Raw genomic sequence first — 19,929 nt, 5'->3', positions numbered from 1 at the left:
AGAGTAGACCCGTGATCACCTCCTTGACCGCTCTCCGGCAGCGGGTCCTCGCGCTCCTCGGCGGCATCTCGATGTACCGACTGGTGCTGTTCGCCCTGCTCCTCCTCGCGGGGATCGCGATCGTGCTCTCTGCTCTCGGCGTGATCGTGTCGCCCACGCCGCTCGAGATCGTCGCGTCGTTCGCGGTGCTCGCCGTCGTCATCTCTGTGGTCGACGCCGCGGCCCAGCGCATCCTGCGGCTGCCGTGGCGCATCGAGTCGTCGCTCGTCACCGCGCTCATCCTCCTGTTCGTGCTGCGCCCGGGCATCGAGGTCACGGCGTTACTCGGCCTCGCGATCGCGGGTGCCGTCGCGAGTCTGTCGAAGTACCTGATCGCGTGGCGCGGGCGGCACATCCTCAACCCCGCCGCGTTCGGCGCCGCGGTCGTGTCGATCCTCGGAGCGTTCGGCGCGTTTGAATGGCTGGGCACCTCGTCGTCGTGGTGGGTCGGTACGCCGTCGCTGTTCATCCCGGTCGCGGTGCTGGGGCTCGCCGTGCTGTGGCGCACCGAGAAGGTCCGGGTCGTCCTGGTCTTCCTCCTCGTCGCTATCGCCGTCTCGGTGCTGCGCCAGGGCGTGCAGGCGCAGGAGTTCGCGATCGCCTTCGATCTCGGCACGGCGCTCTCGTTCGCGGTCCTGCAGTCGCCGTTCCTCTTCCTGGGGGCGTTCATGCTCTCGGAGCCGCTGACGATGCCGCCGCGCCGGTGGCAGCAGTTCTCCGTCGCGGCCCTCGTGGGCGTGCTCGCCGGTTGGCCGATCGCCATCGGCACGCTGTTCACCCTCGGCCAGGAGCGCGCGCTCCTGATCGGCAACCTGCTCGCCTTCGCCTTCGCGGTGCGCGGCTCGGTGCGCCTCGTGCTCGAGAAGCGGCGGTTCATCACCCCTACCGCGCAGGAGCTCACGTTCCGGGCGCGGGGCAAGGTGCGCTTCCTGCCCGGACAGTATCTCGAACTCGACGTTCCGCATCACAAGCCCGACGCTCGCGGCACGCGACGGGAGTTCAGCATCGTCTCGGCGCCGGCCGATCTGCCGACTCTGCGCATCGCCTACAAAGACGGCGATCAGCAGCATCCGTCGAGCTACAAGCGCGCGCTCGCTGCCGCGCAGCCGGGCGCCACCCTCGCGGTCACCGGTACGTGGGGTGACTTCCTGCTCCCACGCTCCGAGACGCCCGTGCTCATGGTGGCGGCCGGGATCGGCGTGACCCCGTTCGTGTCGCAGCTGCGTCAGCTCCAGAGCACGGGACAGCATCGCGACGTCGTGCTGGTGTACGTCGCGTCGGCGAGCGACGAGCTCGCGTTCCGCGACGAGCTCACCGCGACCGGCGCCCGCGTCGTCGTGTTCACACGCGACGAGCCCGCCGACCTTCCCGCGCACTGGACATGGGCGCAGGGGGTACGCCTCGACGCCGAGGGGCTCGAGCGCTGTGTCCCCGACCTCGGTCTCCGGCACGCGTACATCTCGGGTCCGCCGCGGCTTATCGCCGACCTCGCCCCGGCGCTGCAGAAGGCCCGGTCGCTCACGACCGACGCCTTCGCCGGGTACTGAGCCGGACGCCCGACGCGTCGGGTTGGGCCGGGCCGGGCATCCCGTGTCGGCCGCGCGGCCCATCTGCCGGACTGCCGCACATTCGGCCGCAGGATAGTGCCGAATCGCTCCTGCAGGCGTGCCGCGGTCCTGCAGATGTGTCCCGAGCGCGCGCTGATCAGGCCTCGGCGGCGTCGGTGGCGGCTCCCGGGCTGATGGGGATCCGCACCGTGAAGGTCGTGTCGCCGGGTTCGCTGCTCACGGTGATCCGGCCACCGTGGCCCTCGACGATCGCCTTCGCGATAGCGAGTCCGAGGCCGGTGCCCCCGGTCTGCCGCGCCCGCGAGGTGTCGGCGCGGGCGAACCGCGCGAAGAGCTCCTCGCGCACGCTCGGGTCGATCCCGGGGCCGTCGTCGTGCACGCGCAGTACGGCGTCGCCGCCTTCCCGACTCACGCTCAGAGTGATCTCGGTGCCGGCAGGGGTGTGCGTACGCGCGTTCGCGAGCAGATTCGCGACCACCTGGTGCATGCGGCCGGCGTCTCCCATCACCACGATCGGCTCATCGGGCACCTCGATGCTCCAGTCGTGGTCGACGGCGGTCGGCCGGGCGTCGGAGAGCCCCTCGAGCGCGAGTTGCGTGAGGTCGACGGTGCCGTAGACGAGCTCGCGCCCCTCGTCGAGTCGCGCGAGCAGCAGCAGGTCCTCGACCAGTCTCGTCATGCGCAGCGACTGCGCCTGGATGCGCTCGAGTGACGTCGTGGTTCCCTCGATGGCCGCGGCACCCTGCTGCTGGCCGAGCGCGCGCAGCGACAGCTCGGAGTACCCGCGGATCGACGCGAGCGGGGTGCGCAGCTCGTGGCTCGCATCGGCGACGAAGCGCCGCATCCGCTCCTCGTTCTTCTGCCGGGCGGCGAGCGAGCTGTTCACGTGGTCGAGCAGCTTGTTGAGGGAGGCGCCCACGAGTCCCGTCTCGGTGCGCGGGTCGGCCTCCGACGCCGGCACGCGTTCGGTGATCTGCACCTCGCCCCGGTCGAGGGGCTGGTTGGCCACACGCGTCGCGGTCGCCGCGACGGCCCGCAGCGGTCTCAGACTCACGCGGATCGTGATCGCTGTCGTCAGGGCGAGGAGGATCAGGCCGCCGATCGTCGCGAGGACGATGACCGTGAGAAGGGTCGTGAGCTGGTTCTGGATGTCGGCACGGGGGAGTCCCGTGACGACGTTCGCGCCGTTGGCCGCCTTCTGCGCCACGACCATGTACGAACCGAAGTCCTGCAGCACGACGGTGCCGCGCGGTTCTCCGCCGAGCGCGGCATCGATCCGCTGCAGGTCGGCGTCGTCCAGCGCCTGCGACACCCCGCCCCATTCGCCGCGCGTGTCGGGGAACACGACGCCGCTCGTGCCGCCCTCCGTGCTCGACACTGCGAGCAACAGGCCCGGCACGTTCGCGTTGTGGGTGTCGAGGATGTTGTCGATCGTGGCGTACTGCGCCGGGATCTGACTCACCCACTGCGTCACCTGCGACGAGTAGCTGTTGAGTCGCACCGCGAGCTGCGTCTCCAGCGTCGCGCCGAGGGTCGCGCTCGTGATGACGGCGACGATCACGAGGATGAGCGAGACGAACCCGATGACGGCGCTCATCAGGCGCGCCTGCAGGCTCATCGGACGTCGCGTCATCCTCGTGGAGCTCACTGCGGAGCCTTGATCATGTAGCCGACGCCGCGCACGGTGTGCAGGAGCGGGGTGCGTCCGGCGTCGATCTTCTTGCGCAGGTACGAGATGTAAAGCTCGACGACCGACGACTTGCCGCCGAAGTCGTAGCTCCACACACGGTCGAGGATCTGCGCCTTCGACAGCACGCGCCGCTCGTTGCGCATGAGGTAGCGGAGGAGCTCGAACTCGGTGGCGGTGAGTTCGATCTCGGTGCCGTCGCGCACGACCTCGTGGCTGTCCTCGTTGAGCGTGAGGTCGGCGACGCGCAGGATCGACTGACCGTCGTCGGCGGTCGCATGGCCGGTGCGGCGGATGATGGCGCGCAGACGCGCGATGACCTCCTCGAGGCTGAACGGCTTGGTGACGTAGTCGTCGCCGCCGGCGGTGAGTCCCGCGACGCGGTCGCCGACGGCATCCTTGGCCGTGAGGAAGAGGACGGGTACGAGGTTTCCCGCCTCACGCAGGCGCCGCAGCACCGACATGCCGTCGAGGTCGGGCATCATGATGTCGAGCACGAGGGCGTCGGGTTCGAACTCCCGAGCGACCTGCAGGGCCTCGAGGCCGGACGACGCCGTGCGCACCTCCCATCCCTCCATCCGGAGGGCCATGGCCAGCAGGTCCGTGAGCATCTGCTCGTCATCGACGGCGAGGATGCGCAGCGGGGAGCCGTCGGGGCGGCGCAGTTCGGGCAGGTCGTTGGTCATGCGACTATTCTGCGGAATCTCCTATGCGATTTCTATGGAGTCTCTTATGTGTTCTCTGTGAAGCGTGAACCATAGGATCCTCATCGATCTCGCCTCGATCCTGCATACGCACGCTCCCTACCGTCAGGATCACCCCGCGACCGTCGCGGCGGAAGGAGAGACATGTACGGGACGTATCTGCGGCGCGAGTTGGCCGGCCGCACGAAACAGACGGTGATCGTCGCGACGGGACTCGCGATCGCGATCGCCCTGGTCATCATCGTGAACGCGCTCACCGCCGGAGTGCGGGATGCGCAGGCGCAGGCGCTGGAGTCCGTCTACGGGATCGGGACAGACCTGACCGTCACCGGCGCTGCGGCAGAACCGGGAGAGGGCGGCGGGCAGCGGTTCGATTTCGGTGCCGACGACGGCACCACGGACGGCGACACGACCACGCTGAGCCAGTCGATGCTGCGGGCGGACTTCATGCGCGGCACCCTGGACGCCTCGACGCTCGAGACCGCGTCGTCGGTCGACGGCGTCTCCGCGGCTGCGGGCGCCCTGAGCCTCACGAACTCGACGTTCTCGGGCGAGCTGCCGAGCGGCGGATTCCCGCAGAGCGACGGCGGGGCCACGCAGGAGGACGGCGCGGCGCCCTCTCAGGGCGAGGCGCCACCCCACGGCGGCGGATCGTTCGACGTCGACTCCTTCACGGTGCTCGGCATCGACCCGGGCGTGACGACCGTCGGTCCGCTCGCCTCCGTCTCTGTGAGCGACGGCCGCGCACTCGACGCCGACGACGCGGGATCGCTCGTCGCTCTCGTCGACGCGACGTACGCGACCACGAGCGACCTCGCCGTCGGCGACACGATCGACGTGGCCGGCTCCGACGTCGAGATCGTCGGCATCGTCGCGTCCACATCCGACGCCGCCGACACCGCCGCGAACGTGTACCTGCCGCTCGACACGGCGCAGGAGCTCTCCGGGACGGGCGACGTGATCTCCACGATCTACGTGCAGGCTGAGTCCGCCGAAGGCATCGACGCGGTGCAGACCGCACTCGCCGAGGCGCTTCCGGACGCCACCATCACCTCGCAGTCCGAGCTCGCCTCCACGGTGTCCGGGTCGCTGTCGAGCGCGACCTCGCTCATCACGAGCCTGGGCACCTGGCTGTCGATCATCGTCCTCGCCGTCGCCGTGCTGCTCTCCGTGCTGCTCACGCTGTCGGGTGTCTCCCGGCGCACGCGCGAGTTCGGCACCCTCAAGGCGATCGGCTGGTCGAACGGACGGGTCGTCCGACAGGTCGCGGGGGAGTCGATGGTGCAGGGCCTGATCGGCGGCGCAGCCGGGCTCGTGCTCGGCCTCTCCGGGATCCTCGCGATCAACCTCATCAAGCCCACTGTCGCTGCGGCGGCGACCGGAGCGCAGGAGGGTGGTCCCGGCGGGATGGGAGGCGGCCCGATGGGCGGTGGGAACGGCGGGATGTTCGCGCAGCAGACGACCGACATCGTGCTGCAGGCCCCGCTGACCATCGGCGTCCTCGTCGCCGCGGTCGGACTCGCCGTCCTCGGCGGGCTCGTCGCCGGCGCGTTCGGCGGATGGCGCGCGGCTCGACTCAGCCCCGCCGAAGCCCTGCGGTCCGTGGCATGAGGGCTGTGCCCGCGGCAGCACCGGAGATCGCACAATCACTCGACATCACGCAATCACCCGACATCGCAGAGGAGAAGTCCATGACCATCACCGACACCGCACGGGCTGGGGTCCCCTCGGGGGACCCCGTGCCCGTCTACCGCGCCGAGAACGTCACCCGCACATACACGCAGAAGGGGCGGGTCGTGAAGGCCCTCACCGGCGTCGACCTCCTGATCCATGCGGGCGAGTTCGTCACGATCCAGGGACCGACCGGAGGCGGCAAGTCGACGCTGTTGCAGCTCCTCGGAGCGCTCGACGCGCCGACCTCGGGGTCACTGCGACTCGGCGACATCGAGCTCGCCTCGGCCTCCGCCCGCGAGCTGGGCCGCATCCGCGCCGAGGAGATCGGCTTCGTGTTCCAGGGCTTCAACCTGATCCCGACGCTCACGGCGGCCGAGAACGTCGACATGGCGCTCGAGCCCTCGGGGCTCGGCAAGGCCGAGCGCGCCGCCAGGGTCGCGGAGGCACTCGCCCACGTCGGGCTCGCCGATCGCGGCATGCACCTGCCGACCGAGCTCTCCGGCGGACAGCAGCAGCGCGTCGCGATCGCTCGCGCCATCGTCAAGCGTCCTCGGGTGCTGCTGGCGGACGAGCCGACGGGCAACCTCGATGAGAGCATGCGCGACGAGATCCTCGATCTCCTCGCCCGGCTGTGCGCCGAGGGGATCACGATGATCGTCGTGACGCACGACTCCGCCGTGGCGCGTCGGGCGACCAGACGACTGCGCCTGGCGCAGGGACGGGTGACCGACATCACCCGTTGAGGCACGACGAAGGCCCCGGCTACAGCAGCCGGGGCCTTCGTCTCATCGGGGAGGACGCGTCAGTGCGTGTCCTCGGCCTCGATCTCGGTGCGGTCGCCCGACCACTGGGTGTGGAAAGTGCCGGGCTTGTCGATGCGCTTGTAGGTGTGCGCGCCGAAGAAGTCACGCTGGCCCTGCACGAGGGCCGCGGGCAGGCGGTCGGCGCGGATGCCGTCGTAGTACGACAGCGACGACGAGAACGCCGGGGCGGGGATGCCGGACTGTGCCGCGGTCACGACGACTCGGCGCCAGGCGGCCTGGCCGCGGGTGAGGGCCTCGGCGAAGTACGGCGCGGTCATGAGCACGGGCAGGCCGGGCTCTGCCGCGTACGCGTCGGCGATGCGGTTGAGGAACTGGGCGCGGATGATGCAGCCGCCACGCCAGATCTTCGAGATCGCGCCGAGGTCGATCTTCCAGTCGTACTCGGCGGCGCCCGCGCGGATCTCGTCGAAGCCCTGCGAGTAGGCGACGATCTTCGAGGCGTAGAGCGCCAGGCGCACATCCTCGATGAACGCGTCGACGTCGTCAGGGGCGACCGTGAACGCCTCGTCGGGTCCCGGGAGGGAGCCCGCGACCGCGCGCTGCTCCGGGTGCGAGGAGAGCGAGCGGGCGAAGGTGGCCTCGGCGATGCCCGAGACGGGGACGCCGAGGGAGAGAGCGGTCTGCACGGTCCACGCGCCCGTGCCCTTGGCGCCGGCCTGGTCGACGATCACGTCGACGAGGGGCTTGCCCGTGGCGGCATCGACCTGGCGGAGAACCTCGGCCGTGATCTCGATCAGGTACGACTCGAGCTCGCCGCGGTTCCACTCGGCGAAGATCTCGGCGATCTCGGCGGGCGTCCTGCCCGTGCCGCGGCGGATGAGGTCGTACGCCTCGGCGATGAGCTGCATGTCGGCGTACTCGATGCCGTTGTGCACCATCTTGACGAAGTGGCCGGCGCCGTCGTGGCCGACGTGCGTGACACAGGGCTCGCCCTCGGCGACCGCGGCGATGGACTTCAGGATCGGGCCGAGCGTGACCCAGGACTCGTCCGAGCCGCCGGGCATGATCGACGGGCCGGTGAGGGCGCCCTCCTCGCCGCCGGAGATGCCGGCGCCTACGAAGTTCACACCCGTCTCGCGGACGGCCTTCTCGCGGCGGATCGTGTCGGGGAAGTACGCGTTGCCGCCGTCGACGATGATGTCGCCGGGCTCGAAGACCTCGAGCAGGGAGTCGATCACGGCATCCGTGGGGCGACCGGCCTTGACCATGATGATCGCGGTGCGCGGCTTCTGCAGGCTGTCGGCGAACTCCTGGTAGGTCTTCGCGGGGATGAAGCCGGCCTCGGGGTGCTCGGACACGAGCGTCTCGGTCTTCTCGTAGCTGCGGTTGAAGATCGCCACCGTGTTGCCCTCGCGGCTGGCGAGGTTGCGGGCGAGGTTCGAACCCATGACGGCGAGTCCGACGACTCCGATGTTGGCTGATGCTTCGGGCACAGAGGGCTCCTCGATCGTGAAGGTTGGGATGCCTCCAGATTATCGCGGCGGGAGCCGGGGGGCCGCGCGTGTGTCTCCGTCAGTCCTTGCGGTATCCCGAGCGCCCGAGCGAGAAGAGCGCTGCGAACGTCGTGACGGCGGCGCACACGGTCATCGCGCCGATGACCCAGGCGATCACGTGAGAGAAGAAGGCGCCGTCGAGCATGAGAGTGACTCCGTGTTCTGTGTGTGGAACGGTGTCCCCAGCCTATCGGGTGGTTTGGTACGATGAGGGGAGTACCTCGGCGAGGGATGCTTCTGCGCGTGCGCAGTCATCCGTTATCGACGCGGCGAAGCGAGCCCGGTGGCTTTCCTCACGTGTCTGCGTTCGAGTACGAATCCCAGACCACCGCGCAGCCTCGTTGCGCGCCCCGAAGGAGAACCCATGTCTGAAGACACCAAGGTCGTCGCCGAGCTCCGCGAGAGCTTCGGCAAGGGCTTCGCCCGTCGCCTCCGCGCCGCCGGCAAGATCCCCGCCGTCATCTACGGTCACGGCACCGAGCCCGTGCACGTCGCCCTGCCCGGCCACCAGGTCTCGCTCATCATCCGCCGTGCGAACGCGCTGCTCGAGCTCGACATCGCCGGCAAGGAGCAGCTCGCGCTGGTCAAGGATGTCCAGAAGGACCCGGTGCACCAGATCATCGAGCACATCGATCTCCTCGTCGTGAAGAAGGGCGAGAAGGTCACGATCGACGTTCCCGTCGTCCTCACGGGCGAGCCCTTCGCCGGCACGATCGCCAACCTCGACGCGACCACGCTGTCGCTCGAGGTCGAGGCCACGCACATCCCGCAGAACATCGAGGTCTCGGTCGAGGGACTCGAAGAGGGTGCGCACATCACCGCTGCCGACGTCACGCTGCCCAAGGGTGCGACGCTGCTGACCGACGCCGAGACGCTCGTCGTCGCGGTCTCCGTGCCGGTTCTCGAGCTCGAGAGCGATGCGGACGCCGAGACCGAGGAGCCCGCCGAGGGCGAGACCGAGGCCGAGGCCGCCGAGGAGGACGCCGCGGAGTGATCTCCGCCGGCGCAGCACACCGCTGACTGCTCCACAGAGGGGGCGCGAGCAGATCGCGCCCCCTCTGTCGTATCCTGACCCGGGACCGCGCGTCCCGGCATCCGAGAGGACGAGGACATGGCATCCACCTGGCTGGTGGTCGGGCTGGGAAATCCCGGCCCGCGCTACGAGACCACGAGGCACAACATCGGCCAGATGGTGGTCGACGAGCTCGCCGCACGCCGCGGGGAGTCGTTCCGCGAGCACAAGGGCGGCGCCCGTGTCGTGGAGACCTGGCTGCGGCCCGGCGGAGACAAGATCGTCCTCGCCAAGCCGAACACGTTCATGAACACCTCGGGTACGCCGGTGGCCGCTCTCGCCCGGTTCTACTCGGTGCCGGCGGAGCAGGTCGTCGTCGTGCACGACGAGCTCGACATCCCGTTCGACACGGTCAAGCTCAAGACCGGAGGCGGTCACGGCGGGCACAACGGCGTGCGTGACATCGCGCGCGCTCTCACGACCCCGGACTTCCCTCGGGTGCGAGTCGGGATCGGGCGTCCGGTGGGTCGTCAGGACCCGGCCGACTGGGTGCTGTCGCCGTTCGGCAAGGACGAACGAGCGAACCTGCCGATCCTCGTGTCCGACGGTGCGGATGCCGTCGAGCTGCTCGTCGCCGAGGGTCTGCTCGCGGCGCAGCAGAAGCACCACGCCCCGCGCTGAGGGTGGGCGACGTCCGACGGGTGCGTGGTCAGGGAGCGATGCTGCCGGCGGCGATCCCGATCGACATCGCGAGGATCAGTGCGACCCAGAACACGATGGGTCCGAGACCCGCGACGACGAGTGCGCCGACGCCGGCGCCGCGTCCCTGTCGGCGGCGGATGGCGATGATCCCGAGCACGATCGCGGCGATCCCGAGGATCGTCCCGACCCAGAACGAGACCTCGGCCCACAGCACCTGATCGCGTGCGGGGGAGAGGGATGCCAGGAAATCGGGGTCGCTCGTGTCGATGCCGGCGGGGAGGCGCTGGCCGATCTCGACTCCCGCCGCACCCGCGATGATCGGCGTCACCACGGCGGCCACGATCGCGAAGACCAGAGCCAGGATGCCGAGGAGCGACGACCGCTTCTCGACCGGCTGCGGAACCTGATAACCGCTCGCCGGGAGCCCGTTGGCCGGGGCCGTGTACCCGCCCACGGGCACCTGGTACGCCCCGGGCGGCGGCGCCTGCGGGCCGGCGTACGACGGGGGCGCGAGCGGAGCGCCGTACGCAGGAGGAGGTATGGGCGGCCCGGCGTAGACGGGCGGGGTCGGAGCGTTCGTGTTCGTGTTCGCGTACGCGGGCGGCACGGGCGCAGCCGCATACCCGGGAGGAACCGGCGGGGCAGGAGCGTCTGCCGACGGAACGGGGGGAACGGCGTCGGACGAGGGCTGCTGCGGATCGCTCACGCCCCCATCCTAAGACGAGGGCGCGACATCGACCCGGTCAGACGCGGCGCAGCAGTCCGACCCGATCGTAGACGGCGGCGAGGGTCGCGTCGGCGACGGCATCCGCGCGCGCGGCGTTCGCGGCGAGGATGCGATCGAGCTCGGCGGGATCGGCGAGCAGCTCCAGAGCGCGTGCCCGCACCGGTTCGAACTCGTTCACGACGACCTCGGCGAGGCCCTTCTTGAAGTCTCCGTAGCCACGGCCCGCGTACTCGTCTTCGATCGCGGGCACCTGACGACCGGAGAGCGCGGCGTAGATGGTGAGCAGGTTCGACACCCCGGGCTTGTTCTCGCGGTCGAACCGCACCGAGCCCTCGTTGTCGGTCACGGCCCGCATGATCTTCTTGGCGGACTTCGCGGGGTCGTCGAGCATCCAGAGCACGCCCGCATCGCTCTCCGCGGACTTGGACATCTTCGACGTCGGGTTCTGCAGATCGTAGATGCGCGCCGTGTCCTTCTGGATGACGGGTCGCGGGACGACGAACGTCTCCCCGAAGCGGGAGTTGAACCGCTCGGCCAGGTCGCGCGTGAGCTCGACGTGCTGCTTCTGATCGTCGCCGACGGGCACGACGTCGGTCTGGTAGAGCAGGATGTCGGCGGCCATGAGGACCGGATAGGTGAACAGCCCCACGCTCGTGGCATCGGCGCCGTAACGAGCCGACTTGTCCTTGAACTGGGTCATGCGCCCGGCTTCGCCGAATCCCGTGATCGTGGAGAGGATCCACGCGAGCTCCGCGTGTGCGCGGACGTGCGACTGCACGTAGAGAGTCGACTGCGAGGGCTCGATGCCGGCGGCGATGTACTGCGCGGCCGTGCGACGCGTCTTCTCGCGCAGCTCTGCCGGGTCCTGCGCCACGGTCAGCGCGTGCAGGTCGACCACTGAGAAGTACGCGTCGTACGACGTCTGCAGCTCTCGCCACTGCAGGAGCGCGCCGATGTAGTTGCCGATCTGGAGGGAGTCGGCGGAGGGCTGCATTCCGGAGTAGAGGCGAGGCTTGGTCACGTCATCAATCCTATGGGGCGGTCGGCGGCGGAGACGCCGCCGGGCTCTCAGTACGTGTAGTCGACGACCACGGGGGCGTGGTCGCTCCACCGCTGGTCGTAGGCGTCGGCGCGGGCCACGTGATAGGCCGTGACGCGCTCGGCGAGCGCCGGGGTCGCGAGGTGGTAGTCGATGCGCCATCCGGAGTCGTTGTCGAACGCCTGGCCGCGCATCGACCACCACGTGTAGGGGCCGTCGACCTCGCCGTGGAAGCGGCGACCGACGTCGACCCAGCCGAGACCGGTGCCGGTGGTGCCGTCGACGCCCTCGACGGTCTCGCCCGCCGGGCCGAGGAAGCGGTCGAAGTACGCGCGTTCGCGGGGAAGGAACCCGGCCTTCTTGCGGTTGCCGCGCCAGTTCTTGATGTCGAGCTCGCGATGGCCCACGTTGAGATCGCCCGTCACGAGGGCGAGCGCGTCGTCCTGACCGAGCTCGGCGAGCCTGGTGCCGAACGCATCGAGGAACTTCCACTTCTCGTCCTGCTTCGGGGTGTCGGCCTCACCCGAATGGACGTAGGCGCTCACGATCGTCAGCGGGCGGTCGCCGATCAGGAAGTCGGCCTCGATCCAGCGCCCCTTCGAATCGAAGTCGTCGGGCCCGAAGGCGGTGCGGGACGCCAGCGCGGGGGTTCTGCTCGCGATGGCCACGCCGGCGCGTCCCTTCGCGGTCGCCTCGTCGTGCACGAACGTCCAGCCGGGCAGGGCGGCCTCGAGATGCTCGTCCTGCCCGCGGACCTCCTGCAGGGTGAGCACGTCGACATCCGCGACGTCGAGCCACGAGCTCATCCCGTTGCGAGCCGCCGCTCGGATCCCGTTGACATTGACCGAGGCGATACGCAGATGAGGCATGGATCAAGCCTAACGAGCACCGCCGACATCGTCGGACGGGCGATCCCGTTCCGCGCGCAGACGCTGGATGAACGTCGGGACGGGATCCGGCAGAGGCGGTGCCGACGCCTCGAGGTCGGTGAGGTCGGACTCCGCCTGCCGCACGGCATGAGCCGCGGCCCACGACCGGTACCACGGGGCGTCCTCGCGCGCCGACCGAGCGGCATCCAGTCTGATCTGCGCCGCGGCGACGAGCGTGCGATGCTCATCGGCGCGACGCTGCGCGTCCGAGCGGTGCGTGAGGGGCAGATCGCGGTCGCGCGCCGATACCGCGATCCACGACGACGCGACCAGCATCACCACGCCGTTCACGCGGAACCACAGCAACAGGCCGATGAAGATCGCGAACGTGGCCAGCAGCGGATTGCTCGGCGTGTAGCTCAACAGGAATCCCGCGCCGTACTGCAGGACCGTCATGGCCCCGCCGCCGAGCAGCGCCCCGGGCCAGATGGTGCGCCAGGCCAGCGACGTGCCGGTGAGGAACCGCACCATGGCGGCCAGGGCGCCCGACAGGAGCACGAACGACACGACGACCGTGCCGAGGCGGATGCCGAAGGTCACCCCTCCCGACCACGCGTCCCATCCGACCAGGCCGAGCACCCAGTTCAGGGCGGCCGCGCTCGCCGAGCTCAACAGCGACCCCGCCAGGAGCGCGACCCCGAAGATCAGAGCGGCGAGGAGGTCGCGCGCCTTGAGCACGACGTAGTTGCGCAGGTCGGGCGGGAGCCCGAAGATGTCGCGCGTGGCGCGTCGCGAGAACGTCACCCACCCGATGGCCGTCCAGATCACGGTGCCGAGCGCGATGAGACCGGTGATGCTGAGGACGCCGGTCGTGCTCGCGGCGATCTCCTGCACCTGGTCGGGGGTGAAGAGGCCGCCCTCCGCCCGGATGAGGTTCGGTATGTAGCTGTTGATCACGACGATCAATGCATCGACGGCCTCTTCGCTGGCCCCGAGCCACAGGCCGGCGACGGCGAACGCCAGATAGATCGCCGCGAAGATCGCGAACAGCGCCTGGTAGCTCACGCCGGCGGCGAGGAGGAAGCCGTTGTGCTGCAGGAAGTGCCGCCACACGCGCACCGGGAAGAGGGCCATCGTCCGCCGCGTCAGCGAGGTCGCACGTTCGACCGCGGCATCGATGCGCCCGGATTCGGGCTCGGCGGCTGCACGATCGGGGTCCGGCACGTCACCACCCTATCGGCGCCTCACGGCCCGAGCGGGCCGGGGAACGCCAGAAGGCGGCCTCCCGCAGGGGAGACCGCCTTCTCGGAGCGAGCGGGACGTCAGGGGCGACCGCGCAGCACGGCCTGCTTGACCTCGGCGATGGCCTTCGTGACCTCGATGCCGCGAGGGCACGCCTCGGAGCAGTTGAAGGTCGTGCGGCAGCGCCACACACCCTCCTTGTCGTTGAGGATGTCGAGACGCACGGCGGCGTTGTCGTCGCGCGAGTCGAAGATGAAGCGGTGCGCGTTCACGATCGCCGCGGGGCCGAAGTACTGGCCATCGGTCCAGAACACGGGGCACGAAGAGGTGCACGCGGCGCACAGGATGCACTTGGTCGTGTCGTCGAAGATCTCGCGGTCGGCGATCGACTGCGTGCGCTCCTTGCCCTTCTCGGGCACCGAGTTCGCGACGAGGAACGGCTGCACTTCGCGGTACGACGCGAAGAACGGCTCCATGTCGACCACGAGGTCCTTCTCGAGCGGGAGGCCCTTGATCGCCTCGACGTAGATCGGCTTCGAGATGTCGAGGTCCTTGATCAGCGTCTTGCAGGCGAGGCGGTTGCGGCCGTTGATGCGCATGGCGTCGGAGCCGCAGATGCCGTGGGCGCAGGAGCGGCGGAACGTGAGCGAGCCGTCGACCTCCCACTTGATCTTGTGCAGCGCGTCGAGCACGCGATCGGTGGAGTACAGCTCCACGTCGTAGTCGACCCAGTGCGGCTCGGCGTCGACCTCGGGGTCGAACCGGCGGATGTTGAAGGTGACGATGAAGGACTGGATGCCGGTGTCCTCCGTGACCTCCGCGGGGGCCTCGGCGAGTGCGTTCGACATTCTCAGTACTTCCTCTCCATCGGCGGGTAGTTCAACTCGCCCTGCTCGTTCTTGGTGAAGACGACGGGCTTCCAGCCGAGCTTGATGTGGTCGCTCGGGTCGGAGGAGTGCGGGTCGCCCGTGAGGTACGCCATGGTGTGCTGCATGTACTTCTCGTCGTCGCGCTTCGGGAAGTCGTCGCGCATGTGGCCGCCGCGGCTCTCCTCGCGGTTCTGCGCCGCGTACACGACGACCTCGGCGATGTCGAGGAGGAAGCCCAACTCGACGGCCTCGAGGAGGTCGGTGTTGAACCGGTGGCCCTTGTCGTCGACGTGCACGTTCTTGTAGCGCTCGCGGAGCTCCGCGATGACGCCCAGCACGTGCTGAAGCGATTCGTGCGTGCGGAACACCTGCGCGCCCTTGTCCATCTCGTCCTGCAGCGTCTTGCGCAGCACGGCGATGCGCTCGGTGCCCTGGTTGTTGCGCAGGCCCTCGAGCATGTCGGACACGAACGCGGCCGGGTTCTCCGGCAGCGGGACGAACTCGGCGGTCTTCACGTACTCGACCGCGTTGCGGCCGGAGCGCTTGCCGAAGACGTTGATGTCGAGCAGCGAGTTGGTGCCCAGGCGGTTGGCGCCGTGCACCGAGACGCACGCGCACTCGCCGGCGGCGTAGAGTCCGGGGACGACCGTGTCGTTGTCGGCGAGGACCTCGCCGGCGTTGTTGGTCGGGATGCCGCCCATCGCGTAGTGCGCCGTGGGCATCACCGGGACCGGCTCGACCACGGGGTCGACGCCGAGGTACGTGCGGGCGAACTCGGTGATGTCGGGGAGCTTGGTCTCGAGGACCTCGGCGCCCAGGTGCGTGCAGTCGAGCAGCACGTAGTCCTTGTGGGGGCCGGCGCCGCGGCCTTCCGCGACCTCCTGCACCATGCATCGCGCGACGATGTCACGCGGGGCGAGGTCTTTGATGGTGGGTGCGTAGCGCTCCATGAACCGCTCGCCAGAGGCGTTGCGAAGGATCGCGCCCTCGCCTCGAGCGCCCTCGGTGAGGAGGATGCCGAGACCGGCGAGACCGGTCGGGTGGAACTGGAAGAACTCGAGGTCCTCGAGCGGGAGTCCCTTGCGCCACACGATGCCCACGCCGTCGCCCGTGAGGGTGTGCGCGTTCGATGTGGTCTTGAAGATCTTGCCGAAGCCGCCGGTCGCGAAGATCACGGCCTTCGACTGGAAGACGTGCAGCTCACCCGTCGACAGGTCGTAGGCGACCACGCCCGCGATCTGGGTCTTGCCCGCGGCATCCTTCACCGTGATCAGGTCGAGCACGTAGAACTCGTTGAAGAAGTTGATGCCCAGCTTGACGCAGTTCTGGAACAGCGTCTGCAGGATCATGTGCCCCGTGCGGTCGGCCGCATAGCAGGCGCGACGCACCGGGGTCTTGCCGTGCTCCGCCGTGTGGCCGCCGAAGCGGCGCTGGTCGATCTTGCCCTCGGGCGTGCGGTTGAAGGGGAGGCCCATGTTCTCGAGGTCGATGACCGCGTCGATGGCCTCCTTCGCGAGGATCTCCGCGGCATCCTGGTCGACGAGGTAGTCGCCGCCCTTGACGGTGTCGAAGGTGTGCCACTCCCAGCTGTCCTCCTCGACGTTCGCGAGGGCTGCGGCCATGCCGCCCTGCGCCGCCCCGGTGTGGGAGCGGGTCGGGTAGAGCTTGGAGATCACGGCGGTCTTGGCGCCGGGGCCGGCCTCGATCGCCGCGCGCATTCCGGCGCCGCCGGCGCCCACGATGACGATGTCGAACTGGTGGTAGTGCACGCCGTCGCGCACGAAGGAGTCCTGGGTCTCGGTGGTCACTTCTCGTATGCCTTCTCTTCTACTTGCCCAGCGTCTGGCACTGTTCCCACAGCGTGCTCGACTCGGTCACTCCGAGGCACGGGTCGAACGTGAAGACGACGAGCGTGCCGAGGAGGATGAGCAGAGCCGCGGCGAGGCCGAGAGCCCAGACGAGCGCCTTGCGCGCGGTGGTGTTCGTGACGTAGTCGTTGACGATCGTGCGCATGCCGTTCGCGCCGTGGATCAGTGCGAGCCACAGCATGATGACGTCCCACCACTGCCAGAACGGCGTGGCGAACTTGCCGGCGATGAAGGCGAAGTCGAGGGCGTGGATGCCCTCGCCGACCATGAGGTTGATGAAGAGGTGGCCGAAGATGAGGATCACGAGGAAGACCCCGGAGACCCGCATGAAGAGCCACCCCCACTTCTCGAGGTTGACCCCACGGCGGCGACGGGCGGGAGCGGCGAGAGTCTGAGCGGTCATCAGTGTCCTCCTCCGGTGCCGAAGCCGGCGAACGCGAGCATGAGGTGACGCGGCACGAAGCCGGCCATGATGATGCCCCAGACGAGCAGCACACCCCAGAAGAGCTGGCGCTGGTACTTGGCGCCCTTCGACCAGAAGTCGACCGCGATGATCCGCAGCCCGTTCATGGCGTGGAACACGATTCCGGCGACGAGCACGACCTCGCCGAGCGCCATCACCGGGTTCTTGTATGTGCCGATCACGGCGTTGTACGCCTCGGGGGACACCCTGATGAGCGCCGTGTCGAGCACGTGCACCAACAGGAAGAAGAAGATGGCGACTCCGGTGATGCGGTGAAGCACCCACGACCACATGCCTTCGCGGCCCCGGTAGAGGGTGCCGCGGGGGGTCTTGGACGTGGTTTCCGAAATCGACGGTGTCAAGCGAGCGCTTGTGGACACGGTCGTCCTCCCTGGATCGATGTCACTCGGTCGCGTGCGCTGCTCTCGTCCAGGGGTGACCCTGCCGGGGCCAGGCATGCCCGATCGACGTCCATCCTATTCCTGCGGGATGCCTGTGGGCGACGAAGGGGACCCTAAGTGCCTGAAGGCATCCCGCAGAAGAGTCAGCCGATCTGGCTCATGACGTTCCAGCCGCTACCGATCACACGACTCGAGAGGAACCCGCCGCGGCCGTTGCCCGGATACAGCAGCAGGTCGCCCGTCGACGACCGCGCGATCACGTCGGGAGCGCCGTCGCCGTCGATGTCTCCGGCGCCGTGGATCGACGTCAGCGACCCCCATCCGCTGCCGATCCGCACCGGCGTCCCCCATCCGCCCGATCCGGTCGAGGGGTACAGCCAGAGGCTGCCGTCGGCCGAGCTGCGCGCGATGAGGTCGCCACGGGAGTCGCCGTTGAAGTCGCCGGCGTGAGAGATGGAGTTGAGCGAGCTCCACCCGTTGCCGATCTTGACGCCGCGACCCGACAGCCAGCCGCCGCGTCCGTTGCCGGCGTACACGTAGAGATCGCCCGTCGTGGTGCGGGCGATCACGTCGGGGAGTCTGTCGCCCGTGAAGTCGAGTCCGCCGATCAGTTGGGCGAATCCGCCCCAGCCGCTGCCGATCTGCACCGGGGGGAGGAGTCCGCCCCGCGAGTCGCCGGAGTGGAGGATGAGACCGCCGGCGTCGTCGACCCGCGCGAGGTCGGCATTGCCGTCGCCCGTGAAGTCGCCGAGCGTCGTGAACGGCGTGTCGCCCCAGTACGGGTCGACGGTGATCGCAGCGCGGAACGTGCCGGTTCCGGTTCCGGGGTAGATCGCGAGAGAGCCTCCGGTGCTCAGCGCGACGACGTCGCCCTTACGGTCGCCGGTCAGGTCGCCGGCCCCGCCGGGCAGCTGCCGCACGGGCGAGCCGATTCCGAAGACCTGGACCCAGTAGGTGCGGTAGCAGGTGCCGGTCGCGTAGCCGACGCCGAGACCGGTGTACCGGCTGTCGAGGATGTTGGCGCGGTGTCCGGACGAGTTCATCCAGGCCGTGACGACCGCGCTCGCGTCGGGTTGTCCCGCTGCGATGTTCTCGCCGCTCGCGCTCCATCCGGATGAGGCGATGCGCGCGCTGCGCCACGAGGCGGTGCTGTGCTCGAACGTGCACGAGTTCGCCAGGTACCTGGCCCACTCCGCCGCGGCCGCGTCGAGAGCCGGGTCGGAGACGAGGGGACGCAGTCCGGCCTGGGTGCGCTGAGAGTTCGTGAGGGAGAAGACGTCGCCCGCGGGACCGCTCGCGGCGGTCGCCGTCGTGGGGACGACGGCGGCGGCGACGGTGAGGGAGAGGGCGAGGAGGAGGACGAGGGTCGCGGGGATTCGCCGGCGCTGGGGAAGACGCCGACCGGGGGTGGGGATCATGGCAGCACCATAGTGGGCGCGGAAGGCCGCCCGCAGAATTCTTCACACCACGGTTACGCTGGCTGCATGAGCCAGCCGATCCCTGACTTCTACGCTGTCATCCCCGCAGGGGGGATCGGCAGCAGGCTGTGGCCGCTGTCGCGCGCCGACGCTCCCAAGTTCCTGCACGACCTCACGGGGTCGGGGCATTCCCTTCTGCGCGACACGTGGGACCGCCTCGAGCCGCTCGCCGGCGCCGATCGGATCGCCGTCGTGACGGGGCGGGCGCATCGCGCCGCGGTGGAGGCGGAGCTGCCCGGCATCCCCGATCTCAACGTCTTCCTGGAGTCCGAGCCCCGCGAGTCCGCCGCGGCGATCGGCCTCGCGGCCGCGATCCTGCACCGCCGCGACCCCGACGTCATCATCGGGTCGTTCAGCGCCGACCACGTGATCCGCGGCACGAGGGTGTTCGAGTTCGCCGTGCGTGACGCTGTCGAGGTCGCGCGCGAGGGGTACATCTGCACGATCGGCATCTCGCCGACCGAACCCGCCGTCGGCTTCGGATACATCAAGCGGGGCCCGGAACTCGTGGTCGACCGTGCACGCGAGGCGGCGCTCGTCGAGAGCTTCGTAGAGAAGCCCGACCTCGAGACCGCCAAGGCGTACTTCGCCGGTCGCGACCACCTCTGGAACGCCGGCATGTTCATCGCGAAGGCGAGCGTCCTGCTCGACGAGCTCGCCGCCAACGAGCCCGAGCTGCACGCCGGTCTCGTCGAACTCGCCGAGGCCTGGGACGACCGCGAACGGAGAGGGCCGGCGGTCGACCGCATCTGGCCGGGCCTGAAGAAGATCGCGATCGACTACGCGGTCGCGGAGCCCGCTGCGAAGCGCGGTCGCCTCGCCGTGGTGCCCGGGCACTTCGACTGGGACGACGTCGGCGACTTCGCCTCGCTCACGAAGCTCATCACGAACGGCCGCAAGGGCGACCTCGCGGTGCTCGGGCCGAAGGCCCGGGTGCTGACGGATGCCGCGAGCGGCATCCTCGTCAGTCAGACGTCCCGCGTGATCAGCCTGGTGGGCGTGCAGGACATCGTCGTCGTCGACACGCCCGACGCCCTGCTCGTCACCACCGTGGAGAATGCACAGCGCGTCAAGGGCGTGGTCGAGTCGCTCAAGCTCACGGGGCGCGGCGACGTGCTCTGATGAGCACCCGGACGTGCTCATGTGTCGCTCAGATTTCAGGTTCGTAACCATTCACCGAAGCCGCCCGGTCGGGCGTGCGCAAATGCTGAAACAGTAGGTAACTTTGATCGATCCGCGAGGGCCGCGGGTTCGTTGAGGGAGGCATGAG

At 69.2% G+C, this 19,929-nt stretch carries 19 protein-coding genes; 6 read left to right on the top strand and 13 right to left on the bottom strand.

Annotated elements, in window-relative coordinates:
* Nucleotides 1–11: 11 nt before the first annotated feature.
* On the top strand, nt 12–1,586 hold the full coding sequence (locus ACIPYT_RS15255) for an FAD-dependent oxidoreductase (protein WP_401076066.1): 1,575 nt from the start codon (nt 12–14) through the stop codon (nt 1,584–1,586).
* Between the two features lie 157 nt (nt 1,587–1,743).
* On the opposite strand, the gene ACIPYT_RS15250 is transcribed toward ACIPYT_RS15255, so the two are convergent.
* Together ACIPYT_RS15250 and ACIPYT_RS15245 are read right to left on the bottom strand one after the other, a co-directional pair.
* Nucleotides 1,744–3,225 (bottom strand): sensor histidine kinase, encoded by a 1,482-nt coding sequence (locus ACIPYT_RS15250; RefSeq protein WP_401076354.1) that lies wholly within the window; start codon nt 3,223–3,225, stop codon nt 1,744–1,746.
* A gap of 26 nt (nt 3,226–3,251) precedes the next feature.
* Complete coding sequence (locus tag ACIPYT_RS15245; RefSeq protein WP_050722766.1) at nt 3,252–3,980, bottom strand: response regulator transcription factor; 729 nt, start codon at nt 3,978–3,980, stop codon at nt 3,252–3,254.
* Between the two features lie 162 nt (nt 3,981–4,142).
* On the opposite strand from ACIPYT_RS15245, the gene ACIPYT_RS15240 reads away from it, so the two are divergent.
* Nucleotides 4,143–5,609: an ABC transporter permease gene (locus ACIPYT_RS15240; RefSeq protein ID WP_401076062.1), complete on the top strand. Its 1,467-nt coding sequence runs from the start codon at nt 4,143–4,145 to the stop codon at nt 5,607–5,609.
* Nucleotides 5,610–5,689: 80 nt separating this feature from the next.
* Nucleotides 5,690–6,415 carry an ABC transporter ATP-binding protein gene (locus ACIPYT_RS15235; protein WP_401076060.1) on the top strand — a complete coding sequence of 242 codons (726 nt, stop codon included), beginning with the start codon at nt 5,690–5,692 and terminating at the stop codon, nt 6,413–6,415.
* Nucleotides 6,416–6,474: 59 nt separating this feature from the next.
* Here ACIPYT_RS15235 and gndA read toward each other — a convergent pair whose 3' ends face one another.
* Together gndA and ACIPYT_RS15225 are read right to left on the bottom strand one after the other, a co-directional pair.
* A complete protein-coding gene (gene gndA / locus ACIPYT_RS15230) occupies nt 6,475–7,929 on the bottom strand; it encodes an NADP-dependent phosphogluconate dehydrogenase (RefSeq protein ID WP_401076057.1) in 1,455 nt (484 codons plus the stop codon).
* Between the two features lie 79 nt (nt 7,930–8,008).
* Entirely contained in the window at nt 8,009–8,134 is a 126-nt protein-coding gene (locus ACIPYT_RS15225) for a hypothetical protein (RefSeq protein WP_401076055.1), read from the bottom strand.
* Nucleotides 8,135–8,353: 219 nt separating this feature from the next.
* Between ACIPYT_RS15225 and ACIPYT_RS15220 the strand changes: the two genes are divergently transcribed.
* Nucleotides 8,354–8,983, top strand: a complete 630-nt coding sequence (locus ACIPYT_RS15220; protein WP_401076052.1) for a 50S ribosomal protein L25/general stress protein Ctc — start codon at nt 8,354–8,356, stop codon at nt 8,981–8,983.
* Between the two features lie 117 nt (nt 8,984–9,100).
* The gene (gene pth / locus ACIPYT_RS15215; RefSeq protein ID WP_401076050.1) at nt 9,101–9,682 is read left to right on the top strand and encodes an aminoacyl-tRNA hydrolase; all 582 of its coding nucleotides are present in this window, start codon (nt 9,101–9,103) and stop codon (nt 9,680–9,682) included.
* A 28-nt stretch (nt 9,683–9,710) separates the two neighbouring features.
* Here the strand turns inward: pth and ACIPYT_RS15210 are convergent, their stop codons facing one another.
* The 9 genes from ACIPYT_RS15210 to ACIPYT_RS15170 all read right to left on the bottom strand — a co-directional run bounded on the left by ACIPYT_RS15210 (nt 9,711) and on the right by ACIPYT_RS15170 (nt 18,599).
* Entirely contained in the window at nt 9,711–10,409 is a 699-nt protein-coding gene (locus ACIPYT_RS15210; RefSeq protein WP_401076047.1) for a hypothetical protein, read from the bottom strand.
* Nucleotides 10,410–10,446: 37 nt separating this feature from the next.
* The gene (gene trpS / locus ACIPYT_RS15205) at nt 10,447–11,451 is read right to left on the bottom strand and encodes a tryptophan--tRNA ligase (protein ID WP_401076044.1); all 1,005 of its coding nucleotides are present in this window, start codon (nt 11,449–11,451) and stop codon (nt 10,447–10,449) included.
* A gap of 47 nt (nt 11,452–11,498) precedes the next feature.
* On the bottom strand, nt 11,499–12,338 hold the full coding sequence (locus ACIPYT_RS15200) for an exodeoxyribonuclease III (protein WP_401076041.1): 840 nt from the start codon (nt 12,336–12,338) through the stop codon (nt 11,499–11,501).
* Between the two features lie 9 nt (nt 12,339–12,347).
* Nucleotides 12,348–13,562, bottom strand: a complete 1,215-nt coding sequence (locus ACIPYT_RS15195) for a YihY/virulence factor BrkB family protein (protein WP_401076038.1) — start codon at nt 13,560–13,562, stop codon at nt 12,348–12,350.
* 98 nt (nt 13,563–13,660) lie between these two features.
* Nucleotides 13,661–14,428: a succinate dehydrogenase iron-sulfur subunit gene (locus ACIPYT_RS15190; protein WP_401076036.1), complete on the bottom strand. Its 768-nt coding sequence runs from the start codon at nt 14,426–14,428 to the stop codon at nt 13,661–13,663.
* A 2-nt stretch (nt 14,429–14,430) separates the two neighbouring features.
* Nucleotides 14,431–16,257, bottom strand: coding sequence for a succinate dehydrogenase flavoprotein subunit (sdhA, locus tag ACIPYT_RS15185; RefSeq protein ID WP_401076033.1), 1,827 nt, complete (start codon nt 16,255–16,257; stop codon nt 14,431–14,433).
* Between the two features lie 19 nt (nt 16,258–16,276).
* On the bottom strand, nt 16,277–16,720 hold the full coding sequence (locus ACIPYT_RS15180) for a succinate dehydrogenase hydrophobic membrane anchor subunit (RefSeq protein ID WP_401076030.1): 444 nt from the start codon (nt 16,718–16,720) through the stop codon (nt 16,277–16,279).
* Nucleotides 16,720–17,160, bottom strand: coding sequence for a succinate dehydrogenase, cytochrome b556 subunit (gene sdhC, locus ACIPYT_RS15175; RefSeq protein ID WP_401076027.1), 441 nt, complete (start codon nt 17,158–17,160; stop codon nt 16,720–16,722). Before sdhC ends, ACIPYT_RS15180 begins: the two co-directional genes overlap by 1 nt.
* Before the next feature lie 164 nt (nt 17,161–17,324).
* Nucleotides 17,325–18,599 carry an FG-GAP-like repeat-containing protein gene (locus ACIPYT_RS15170; RefSeq protein ID WP_401076024.1) on the bottom strand — a complete coding sequence of 425 codons (1,275 nt, stop codon included), beginning with the start codon at nt 18,597–18,599 and terminating at the stop codon, nt 17,325–17,327.
* Between the two features lie 66 nt (nt 18,600–18,665).
* Between ACIPYT_RS15170 and ACIPYT_RS15165 the strand changes: the two genes are divergently transcribed.
* Nucleotides 18,666–19,781: a mannose-1-phosphate guanylyltransferase gene (locus tag ACIPYT_RS15165; RefSeq protein ID WP_401076021.1), complete on the top strand. Its 1,116-nt coding sequence runs from the start codon at nt 18,666–18,668 to the stop codon at nt 19,779–19,781.
* Nucleotides 19,782–19,929 lie beyond the last annotated feature (148 nt).

Source organism: Microbacterium sp. NPDC089695, assembly GCF_044749085.1.
Taxonomy (GTDB): Bacteria; Actinomycetota; Actinomycetes; order Actinomycetales; family Microbacteriaceae; genus Microbacterium.
The sequence above is the reverse complement of the archived record's forward strand: the minus strand, read 5'-3'. Positions and strand labels throughout refer to the sequence as shown.